Origin of the sequence: Anaerotignum sp., from assembly GCF_031981185.1 — a bacterium.
In the GTDB taxonomy this organism is placed as follows: domain Bacteria; phylum Bacillota; class Clostridia; order Lachnospirales; family Anaerotignaceae; genus Chakrabartyella.
The window spans coordinates 54,355-61,973 of record NZ_DALYUL010000006.1; the positions used below are offsets into that span (position 1 = coordinate 54,355).

Here is a 7,619-nt window from a genome sequence, read left to right on the forward strand (position 1 = left end):
TCATATTTTAGTAAACAACGCGGGAATTACAAAGGACAGTTTGATTCCTATGATGAAAGTTGAGAATTTTGACAGTGTGGTAGACACTAATTTAAAGGGCGCCTTTTACATGATTAAGCAGGCATACCCACTGTTTTTGAAACAGAAAAGCGGGAAAATTATTAATATCAGCTCGGTTTCGGGCTTAATGGGAAATGCAGGTCAATCCAACTATTCCGCATCTAAGGCAGGTTTGATCGGACTGACAAAATCAGTGGCAAAGGAATTGGCATCCCGTGGGGTTTGCTGCAATGCCATTGCTCCCGGTTTTATTGCAACAGATATGACAGAAACATTCACTTCAAATGATGAAATTAAAAACGCGATTCCCATGAAACGCTTTGGGCAGGCAGAGGATGTGGCAAAATTAGCACTATTCCTTGCCAGCGATGCATCGGATTATATTACTGGCGAAGTAATCCGCATCGACGGCGGCATGGCAATGTAGGAGGTTTGTATGAGAAGAGTTGTTGTAACAGGTTTAGGGGCGGTGACCCCCATTGGAAATACAGTGGAAAGCTTTTGGCAAGGCTTAGTGGAAGGGAAAAACGGAATTTCATTTATCACTCGTTTTGATACTTCTGACAGCAAATATCGCTTGGCGGCAGAATTAAAAGATTTTGAGCCTACCTTATATATGGAAAAATTGGCGACAAAAAAATTAGACCGTTTTTCAATTTATGCGTTGGCGGCTACCGCTCAGGCAATGGAAGACAGCGGCTTGGAAGGCAATGTAGACAAAGAAGAACTGGCTGTATATTTCGGTTCTGGTATTGGTGGTTTTGAGACTTTTTGCGAAAGCAGCACAACCTTGGCTGAAAAAGGAGCAAGAAAAGTATCACCTTTGTTTATCCCTAAAATGATTAGCAATATTGCGGCAGGTAATATTGCCATTCGCTATGGTGCAGAGGGTGCTTGTGTTTCTGTTACCACTGCTTGTGCCACAGGAACCACTGCAATTGGCGAGGGGTATCGTGCTATTATGCACGGATATGCAACCGCGGCAATTTGCGGAGGCAGTGAGGCTGCAATTGTACCTTTGGCTATCGCAGGGTTCGGCAGTTGTATGGCGTTAAGCCCTTCTGAAGATCCTGATGGCGCGTCTCTGCCCTTTGATAGCAGAAGAGGTGGCTTTGTTATGGGCGAGGGTGCAGGTACTTTGATTTTAGAGGACTACGAGCATGCTAAGGCAAGAGGTGCTAAAATTTATGCAGAAGTGGTAGGCTATGGGTCTACCTGTGATGCTCACCATGTGACAGCGCCATCCCCTGAGGCAAAGGCAAGTGCAAAAGCAATTCGAGATGCAGTAAAGGGTCTGGAAGGTATTGAGGTAGAAAAGCTTTATTATAATGCCCATGGAACGGGAACACCCATGAATGATACAGTGGAAACCCATGCTATTCACAACGCTTTTGGTGAAGATGCAGGGAAGTTGCATATCAGCTCCACGAAGTCTATGACAGGACATATGCTGGGTGCCGCCGGTGCGGTGGAAGCCATTGCTGCTATTTTGGCAATGAAAAATGGCATGGTGCCCCCTACCATTAACTTAAAGGAGCAAGATCCACAGTGTGATTTGAATTATACACCCAATGTTGCAGTGAAAGCGGCTTTGGAAGGTGCTCTTTCTACCTCCTTGGGTTTTGGTGGACATAACGCCTGTGTGGCATTTAGAAAAATAGAGGATTGATGATGATGGAACTCAAAAAAATATCAGAATTGGCTAAAATATTAAAACAGAATCAGTTGACAAAGCTGGATTTAACTGAGGGTGATGTTCGTCTGGTTTTAGAATCTGCTAGTGGTAAGGTTGTTTTGCAGGAAATGCCAAAGGAAATTGATTTTTTCCAGGAAGAGACGACGATAACCATGGAGGAGAAGAAAATAGTTGAGGAAACCCCTTCAGCTTATGAGCAGAAATCCCCTTTGGTTGGTACTGTTTATCTAGCAGCTCAAGCAGGCGCTGCGCCTTATGTGAAAGTTGGCGATAAGGTGAAGAAGGGTGATCCTGTTTGTATTGTGGAATCTATGAAAATGTTCAATACCATTGAAGCGGAAAAGGACGGCGAGGTTGTGGCAGTTCCTGTGGATAATGGTCAGATAGTAGAGTACGGGCAAGTGTTGGTTTGCATTCGTGAGGAGGCTTAACATGAATCTAGAGGAAATTAAAAAAATATTGCCTCACAGAGATGCTATGCTTTTGATTGACGAGGCAGAACTTTCCGATGGCGTTGCTTATGGTAAGAAAACCATTACAGGCGATGAATGGTTTTTGCAGGGACATTTTCCTGATAACCCTGTTGTACCTGGCGTCATTCTTTGTGAAATTTTAGGACAGTCGGCCTGTGTGCTCCTTTCAGAGGGAAATGCAGGGACAACACCTTTTTTTACAGGCCTTGAGAAAGTACGCTTTAAAAACAGTGTGCGCCCCGGCGATGTGATTGAAACACAATGTAAGTTGATTAAAAATAAAGGTGTGTTTTACTGGGCTGAAGGAAAAGGCTTCGTAAACGGAAAGCTGTGCGTGAGTGCAGAGTTTTCGTTTGCATTAATAAAGGAGACTTGAGTATATGTTTACAAAAATTCTCGTGGCAAATCGTGGAGAAATCGCAGTGCGCATCATTCGTGCCTGCAAGGAAATGGGAATTGAAACAGTAGCGGTGTATTCCGAGGCAGACCGCAATTCTCTGCCTGTTGCTTTGGCAGACGAAAGAATCTGTATTGGCGGAAAAAGTGCCACGGAGAGCTACCTAAATCAAAAAAATATCATTAGTGCTGCTATGGCCTGCAACGCCGGCGCCATCCATCCCGGATACGGATTTCTTTCGGAAAATGCCGAATTTGCCGCCCTTTGTGAAGCAAATGATATTGTATTTATTGGACCCAAAAGCCAAGTTATGGAGAGCATGGGAGACAAAGACAATGCCCGCAGGCTGATGAAGGAAATTGGTGTGCCTGTTGTTCCCGGAACAGAAATTTTAAAGGATGTTTCGGAAGCAAAAGCTTTGGCAGAAGAGATCGGCTTTCCTTTATTGGTAAAGGCTACAGCCGGTGGCGGTGGTAAAGGGATAAGAGTGGTTAATTCCAAAGAAGAGCTGGAAAATGCATTTCTTACCGCATCGGCAGAGGCAAAAAGTGCCTTTGGTAATGGAGATGTATTTTTGGAAAAATATTTAACTCATGTGCGCCATGTGGAAATGCAAATTTTAGCAGATACCTATGGAAACATGGTTTGCTTGGGAGAAAGAGATTGTTCTCTACAGTTGAATAAGCAAAAGGTGTTGGAGGAAACCCCCAGCCCTGTAATGACACAGGAAATTCGCTCTAAAATGATGGAGGCGGCAATCAAAGGCTGCAAACTACACCAATGCGGGAACGGTGGAATTTTTGCTGGCGCCCAATGGGGAATTTTATTTCATTGAAATGAACACCCGTTTACAGGTAGAGCATCCCATTACCGAGGAAATCAGCGGCGTTGATATCGTAAAATGGCAGATACGCATTGCCTGCCAAATTCCTTTAGATTTCAAGCAGGAGGATGTTCACATAAAAGGGCATTCCATTGAATGCCGTATAAATGCAAGGTCTACGGGTAAAATTGATTTTCTTCATATTCCCGGAGGCGCAAGGGTACACTTTGATACGGCTTTAATTCAGGAATGTGAGGTTGTGCCTTTTTATGATTCCATGCTAGGGAAACTGATTGTTTTTGCAAACACCAGAGAGGATGCCATCCGTAAAATGGAGGCGGCTTTGTGTGAAATGATTATTCAAGGCGTTGAAACAAATATAGAAGATCAGTTAAAGCTGGTACGAAGCAAAATTTTTTGGAAGGGTGCATATGATACCCTGATTTTGCCTGAAATCTTAGCGGAAGGGAAGTGATTCATTTGCATGATATCGTGGGTTTATTCCGCAAATCGAAGAATTATTTGGAAGAAGGGGGTATTACCCCTGTTGTAGATGAAAAAATGCGCTGTCCCGTTTGTAAGTCTTTTGATACAAAACGGAATGTTGCTAAAAATAAAATGGTATGCCCTTCATGCGGTCATCATTTTCGTATTGGGGCAAGAACCAGAGTAAAGGCTCTTTGTGACAAAGGCAGTTTTCAAGAGATATTGACGGAGCTTATAACTGTTGATCCCCTTGACTTTCCCGGTTATGATATAAAGTTGGAAAGTGGTAAGATGGGTTCAGGAGAGGATGAGGCAGTATTATGCGGTCGTGCTTCTTTTAAAGGTCAGCCTTGCGCGTTATTTGTCATGGAACCTCAATTTATGATGGGCAGTATGGGGTCTGTTGTAGGAGAAAAGTTGGCAAGGCTGTTTGAATATGCGGCGAAGGAAAGTCTACCTGTAGTAGGTTTTACTTGCTCCGGTGGGGCAAGAATGCAGGAAGGAATTCTCTCTTTGATGCAGATGGCCAAGGTGAGTGGAGCAGTGGATTATCACAGCAAGCGAGGCGGTTTATATATTACCGTTTTGACTGACCCTACCACGGGAGGCGTGAGTGCCAGCTTTGCTATGCTTGGAGATATTATCCTTTCTGAGCCCAATGCAACCATAGGTTTTGCAGGGCGTAGAGTTATCGAGCAAACCACCAAGAAAAAATTGCCTGATGGTTTTCAGAAGGCGGAATTTTTGTTGGAACACGGGTTTGTAGATGCCATTGTGCCAAGAACTGAGTTGAGAAAGACCATTGCCAAACTCCTTCATCAGCATGAAATGAAAGATCATCATCGGGCTTTAGAAAATGCTCTATATCGCCAAGAGGCTGAAAAATATAAATTCAATGAGTTGGCTCCTTACGAAAGAGTGCTGACTGCAAGAGCCCAAGATCGTCCAACGGCTAGGGCTTACATTGAGCAGATGTTTACAGATAGAACAGAGCTTCACGGAGATAGAAAGTATGCTGATGACAAAGCCATTGTAGGAGGCATCGGAATGCTGGGAGAAATGCCTGTTACCTTTATTGGAATTGAAAGAGGCAGGAACCTGGAAGAGCGCATTCAATGCAATTTTGGTAGCCCTATGCCCGAAGGTTATCGTAAGGCGTTACGCTTAATGAAGCAGGCAGAAAAATTTCAAAGACCCATTATTTGTTTGGTTGACACCGCAGGAGCTTTTTGCGGCGAGGAAGCGGAAGAACGAGGACAGGGGCAGGCCATTGCTGATAATTTGATGGAAATGATGGCTTTAACAACGCCTGTGATAACAGTTGTTATCGGCGAAGGTGGTAGTGGTGGCGCTTTGGGACTATCTGTTGCGAATAAACTATATATGTTGGAAAATGCTGTGTTTTCCGTGATATCCCCTGAAGGCTGTGCCAGCATTTTATGGGGTGCATCTTCTCCGGAAGCTTCCGCAGAAGCGGCAAAATGCCTATGCATTACTGCCGAGGATATGAAGCGTTTTGGCGTTGCAGAGCGCATTATATATGAAGATTTTGTGTGTTTTGAAGAAATGTGTCATGAATTGAAAGGCACCCTTATGGGTGATTTTAAGGAGATTTACAAAGATTCTCCTAATATCAGTGAAAAAAGATATGAAAGATTTCGCAAACTAGGCCGTTGGAGCGAAATTAAATAAGGTATGAAACCGCTTTTCTTTTGGAGAGGCGGTTTTTTTTATTTGTAATGTATCAACTACTGTTTTAATTACTACCATTCTCTTTTATTTATTTGAAATACAACGGCTTGAATGATTATATAGTATTATAAAGGCTATGCCTTCGAAAAATGGATGATATTCCAAAATTAGAAGCTTCACTATGATATTGCGTCATTTCTTCGGCTATGCTTCAACTTTTAGTTTTGTGTATGGGGAAATCTGATGGTAAACATACAAAATTAAGGGGTATCTCCTAATTAAATTAAAAAGGGAAGGTGTGAAAAATGAAAATAAACTGGAAGGTACGTTTTAAAAATCCCTATTTCTGGATTGGTTTATTTGGGGTAATCATGTCAACCATAGGAGCAAAGCCAGAGGATTTTACCAGTTGGGCTTTGGTAGTGGAAGAAATAAAAAATGTGTTAGGCAATCCGTTTTTATTGTTTAGTGTGATTTTGGCTGTGATTGGTGTAGTGGCAGATCCTACAACAAAAGGAGTTTGTGACAGCAAGCAGGCATTAAGTTACTCTAAGCCTAGAGATGATTCTGAAAAACAGACCGATAAGGATTATAAGGCATAAGTAGCAAGCATTCCAAAAACAAAACCCCCTAGGCATTTGAGCTAGGAGGTTGAATATCATATAAATATAACTCTCACAAGTGGAGGGAGGCTAATAGGTTTCTGATGTTCATTTTGGGGATCATGCCTGACTACCCTCTTGCGTATCTTGCGGGATACCACTTCTGGAACCATGCTGTAAAAATACCCATGAGTACAGGTACGATATTATTGATGATACCAATGTAAGGGGAAAGGGTAGTATTCATCAAGATATAAGTCCAGACGGCTGAGTGAAGAAAAATCACACCCCATGCGGCAGTTAATATGCGGTTTGTTTTGATGAAAAGAGGATTTGACAAAGCAATTTCATCCCCATATTTGGCCGCACTATAGTAAGCGGTAAGGGGTATTTTGGTAAATGCGCCAATCAACCATAATAGTCCGAATAAGAAATAGCTGGCTGTGACAATAAACCTTACATCTATACCCATTAAACCTGCCAGTGAGACTCCTACAACCATAGGAATGCCGATTTGCTCAAAGATGACAGGTCTATATATCAGCCATAATAATGGAATCAGTGCCGTAGTGAAAATTGCGGCGATGCTGCCAACGGTAGAATTGATTGCCATACCCGTCCAAATGACAATCCATGGTGCAAGGAGAACCAGCATATTGGTTTTGCAGGGAGGGGCGTTGTCAGATTTTTCTTGGGGTGTAGAAGTACCAAATAGCTCATCCCATCTTAACATGAGGCTAAAATCCCCATGGACTTGATAACGTTTTTGAAATAGGGCATCCTGGCCTGAAATTTCATTGCGGGATATAGCGCGCCAGAGGGAAAATGGTGTTTCAATCTTTGTAGAATACGGCCTAAATCCATCGGTGATAACTTCAGAACCTTGTTTGGATAGCAGTATTTGATAGGTTTTATCAATGTCCGTATAATGAAACTCCAAAACTCGTTCTTTCCCATCGGGGTTGTACAAGGCTGCCATTTGTGTTGTGAAGCTAAGGCTTTCATCTGGAATTATTTCTGCATTTTCACTTTTTGTAATTCCCCAAGAGGCATCTGCCATTTTTTCGAACACATCCTGTGAATATAATGGTTCTGCCAGTTTAGCCTGTGTTTCTAAACGAATGCCTCCTGCCGCATATTCTGCTCCTGCACGACGAACGATTTCCAGATAAGCGTCTGTACGCCGGTTTAGCTCAGGGATATGAAACAATTCTCCTTGTCCACACAGGATGGTTGTATAGATATCTTTTCCTAGAAAGTGATCAAACATGGAAAGAACAGAATCGTAATTATGTACAGTTGTCCAAAAGCCACAGGTTGAAATAATAAGATGCTTTTGATGGGACAGATCGAAGCGTTTGGGATGATCTCCGCTTTCGCTTTCTTCTTT

At 42.7% G+C, this 7,619-nt stretch carries 7 protein-coding genes and 1 pseudogene; 7 read left to right on the forward strand and 1 reads right to left on the reverse strand.

The window, feature by feature from the left end; all coding sequences use genetic code 11:
- The 7 genes and pseudogenes from RTK36_RS04795 to RTK36_RS04825 form a co-directional block, all read left to right on the forward strand.
- Positions 1 to 487, forward strand: a 487-nt coding sequence (locus RTK36_RS04795; protein WP_312044858.1) for a 3-oxoacyl-ACP reductase family protein, incomplete at its 5' end; no start/stop codon positions are given.
- A gap of 9 nt (positions 488 to 496) precedes the next feature.
- The gene (gene fabF, locus RTK36_RS04800) at positions 497 to 1,729 is read left to right on the forward strand and encodes a beta-ketoacyl-ACP synthase II (protein WP_312044859.1); all 1,233 of its coding nucleotides are present in this window, start codon (positions 497 to 499) and stop codon (positions 1,727 to 1,729) included.
- Positions 1,730 to 1,731: 2 nt separating this feature from the next.
- A complete protein-coding gene (accB, locus tag RTK36_RS04805; RefSeq protein WP_312044860.1) occupies positions 1,732 to 2,187 on the forward strand; it encodes an acetyl-CoA carboxylase biotin carboxyl carrier protein in 456 nt (151 codons plus the stop codon).
- 1 nt (position 2,188) lies between these two features.
- Positions 2,189 to 2,605, forward strand: a complete 417-nt coding sequence (locus tag RTK36_RS04810) for a 3-hydroxyacyl-ACP dehydratase FabZ family protein (protein ID WP_312044861.1) — start codon at positions 2,189 to 2,191, stop codon at positions 2,603 to 2,605.
- Positions 2,606 to 2,609: 4 nt separating this feature from the next.
- Positions 2,610 to 3,924: pseudogene (locus RTK36_RS04815) on the forward strand (acetyl-CoA carboxylase biotin carboxylase subunit).
- Between the two features lie 5 nt (positions 3,925 to 3,929).
- Complete coding sequence (gene accD, locus RTK36_RS04820) at positions 3,930 to 5,627, forward strand: acetyl-CoA carboxylase, carboxyltransferase subunit beta (protein ID WP_312044862.1); 1,698 nt, start codon at positions 3,930 to 3,932, stop codon at positions 5,625 to 5,627.
- A 305-nt stretch (positions 5,628 to 5,932) separates the two neighbouring features.
- The gene (locus RTK36_RS04825; protein WP_312044863.1) at positions 5,933 to 6,229 is read left to right on the forward strand and encodes a phage holin; all 297 of its coding nucleotides are present in this window, start codon (positions 5,933 to 5,935) and stop codon (positions 6,227 to 6,229) included.
- Positions 6,230 to 6,359: 130 nt separating this feature from the next.
- Here RTK36_RS04825 and RTK36_RS04830 read toward each other — a convergent pair.
- Positions 6,360 to 7,619, reverse strand: a 1,260-nt coding sequence (locus RTK36_RS04830) for an SCP2 sterol-binding domain-containing protein (RefSeq protein ID WP_312044864.1), incomplete at its 5' end; no start/stop codon positions are given.